This window comes from Moorena sp., assembly GCF_982860115.1.
In genome coordinates this window covers 1-2,602 of the sequence record NZ_CEYLVT010000429.1, presented here as the reverse complement: position 1 = coordinate 2,602, position 2,602 = coordinate 1, and the positions used below count along the sequence as shown (strand labels likewise).

3 protein-coding genes are annotated in these 2,602 nt (G+C 44.2%); all 3 read left to right on the top strand.

The features are described 5' to 3' along the window. Positions 1 to 474 precede the first annotated feature (474 nt). The 3 genes from mgsA (at position 475) to AC4II3_RS32375 (ending at position 2,578) form a co-directional block, all read left to right on the top strand. The gene (mgsA, locus tag AC4II3_RS32385) at positions 475 to 1,749 is read left to right on the top strand and encodes a methylglyoxal synthase (RefSeq protein WP_488017162.1); all 1,275 of its coding nucleotides are present in this window, start codon (positions 475 to 477) and stop codon (positions 1,747 to 1,749) included. Positions 1,750 to 1,880: 131 nt separating this feature from the next. Further along, complete coding sequence (locus AC4II3_RS32380; RefSeq protein ID WP_488017160.1) at positions 1,881 to 2,138, top strand: hypothetical protein; 258 nt, start codon at positions 1,881 to 1,883, stop codon at positions 2,136 to 2,138. Next, complete coding sequence (locus tag AC4II3_RS32375; protein WP_488017158.1) at positions 2,138 to 2,578, top strand: type II toxin-antitoxin system VapC family toxin; 441 nt, start codon at positions 2,138 to 2,140, stop codon at positions 2,576 to 2,578. Before AC4II3_RS32380 ends, AC4II3_RS32375 begins: the two co-directional genes overlap by 1 nt. Positions 2,579 to 2,602 lie beyond the last annotated feature (24 nt).

The window sequence follows — 2,602 nt, the reverse complement described above, 5'->3', positions numbered from 1 at the left end:
AGGGGTTAGGGGTGGGTTCCGATTCCCGATTCCCGATTCCCGATTCCCGATTCCCCATAAAAACAAGCAAAAAAAAATGGGGAAGAAAAAGTTAGTAAAAACCTCCCCCTCAAGGAAAAGCTAAAGACTAGAAGATGAAAAAACTAGAATATCCAAAAAAATTCTGATCACATATAAACATACCATAAAGTAATTCAAAAGTTCAATAGTTTTTTTGTAAACTTTTATGTTGCGGCTTGTACTTTTATCTATGAATATGAAGAAACTTATACCGAGTTGCATTCAAAGATAGTAGATTGGTTGGATAGGGAGATAGGGAGATGGGGAAGTTGTACCTTTGACGGTAACTTAGTATCGAGTTCTCTATAGCTTGACTACACAACTGGAATAAACGCTTTACAATAATGACGAAAATACTAGGTCATTTGCCCATTGGCCTTTGAGAATTTCGGTTTTGACTTCCGGTACAGTAGTATGCCTGCAACTATTGCCCTGATTGCCCACGACAACAAGAAAAATGATATAGTGGCTTTTGTCAAGCGCCACCACATCGTTTTCTCTCGCTACACCTTAATTGCTACAGGGAACACAGGGAAACAAATTCAAAACTCCACTGGTTTACCTGTTGATTGCTTACTCCCTGGTCCTATCGGTGGAGATGCCCAGTTGTTTGCAGCGGTGGCGGAGGGAAAGGTCTGTGCTGTGTTTTTCTTCATCGATGCACTCCATGCTAAATCCCATGAACCTGATATTCAGCCTCTGTTACGGATTTGTGATGCCCATGATGTAGCGATCGCCACCAACTTAGCTACTGCAGAACTGGTCATCAGTGCCCTAGCCCGGACCCAAGTGGCTCACCTTATTTTTAATCCAGTGGCTGGTCAAGGAGACTCCGATCATGAATTGACCATTATTGAAAACATGTTGGGTGCCCATTTCAATCTCCAGATCCATCAAACTACCCCAGAAATTACGGCGGAAGAATTGACCAAACTAGCGATCGCAGCCCACGCCGATCTGATCATTGCCTCTGGCGGTGACGGCACCGTATCCGCCGTTGCCAGTCAGCTGATTGATACCAATATTCCCCTTGGCATTATTCCCAGAGGAACCGCTAATGCCTTTTGTCAGGCGTTGGGCATTGGTGGCAGAGTAATGCCCATTCGCGCCGCCTGTCGCATCATTTCCGAAGGCTATACCAAAGTGATTGATGCGGCTCGCTGTAACGACACCCCCATGATTTTATTAACCGGAATTGGTTTTGAAGCAGAAATGGTGGATAAAGCCAGCCGAGAATTCAAGGATCAGTGGGGGGTACTGGCCTATCTGGTAGCGGGATGGCAACAACTGGATGAACAAGAGCTATTTGATGCGGCTGTGGAAATTGAAGACCAGATCTATCGAGTTGAGGTGGGGGCTATTACTGTGGCTAACGCGGCTCCCCCTACCTCAGTGTTAGCCCAAGGAATGGGTGAAGTTATTTACGACGACGGGTTACTGGATGTCACCATCGCCAAAGTAGACACAAAACTTCAGGCGGTCACATCAATGGTCAATGCCTTCGGTGCCGCGTTGGTTAACCTGGCACCCAACCAAGAAAATATTCATCATGTCCGAACCGACAGTATCAAAATCGCCACAGATCCGCCTCAGAAAGTGGTTGTGGATGGAGAAGTGATTGGAACAACTCCTATCAAAGTTGAATGTATTCCCAACGGATTGACTGTATTTGTCCCCAACCCCAATTAATTTGCCTTAAGCCCAACCAATCTCAGGGGCTCAATCTCTTCTTTTTCGAGAGTATATTAAGACCCTATAAATACTGGTGAAGGGGTTCGATATCGAGTAAACTAGAGAGATAATTATACTCAAAAAACTCTATGACCGCAGACCCCCTAGAATTAGAAGGAACCTGGGAAGAGATTATTGATCAAGGGGAAAAACTAGCAGGAAAACGAGTTCGGGTTATTGTTCTGTCTGATCAAGCACACACTGAGTCTCCCCACAAGCCCACATCTTTTCCTCCTAGGTCTACTGCCCAGTCTCTATTGAAATACGCAGGAACCTGGGAGGGTGATGACTTAGAAGAATGTCTTCGCCTGGTTTATGAAAACCGCTCTGAAGTGGCGTTTGAATAATGTATTTGCTGGATACTAACCATTGTAGTTTGCTAATTGCAGGCAATCCAGCCGTACTTCAGCGGATGTGGGAGAAAGGTAATGTAGCAGTTTATACCTGTACTATTGTTCGGGGGGAACTCATGTTCATGGTTCAAAATTCCCAAAAAAAGGCTAAAAATATAGCACGAGTACAAGCCTTTCTTCAAGGTATTTATATCTATCCAGTAGATAATGAAACAGCTGATATCTATGGTCAATTTAAAGCCGAGATATTGCAGTATTTTGGACCGAAAGACCTAAAGAAGCGACGAAAAACCAAAATTCAAGAATTAGGGATTAGTGATAACGATTTGTGGATTGCTGCAATCGCATTGCGCCATGGATTGACTATCGTTTCAGCAGATAGGGATTTTCAGCGGATGCAGCAGGTAATATTATGTCAGCTTAAATGCACCTAATATAGAAGAGTTGCGTACGCTCAA

What these genes read in the sequence shown, in the direction of transcription:
- mgsA (WP_488017162.1), top strand. Translation starts at nt 475, where the DNA reads ATGCCTGCAACTATTGCCCTGATTGCCCACGACAACAAGAAAAATGAT.
- AC4II3_RS32380 (WP_488017160.1), top strand. Translation starts at nt 1,881, where the DNA reads ATGACCGCAGACCCCCTAGAATTAGAAGGAACCTGGGAAGAGATTATT.
- AC4II3_RS32375 (WP_488017158.1), top strand. Translation starts at nt 2,138, where the DNA reads ATGTATTTGCTGGATACTAACCATTGTAGTTTGCTAATTGCAGGCAAT.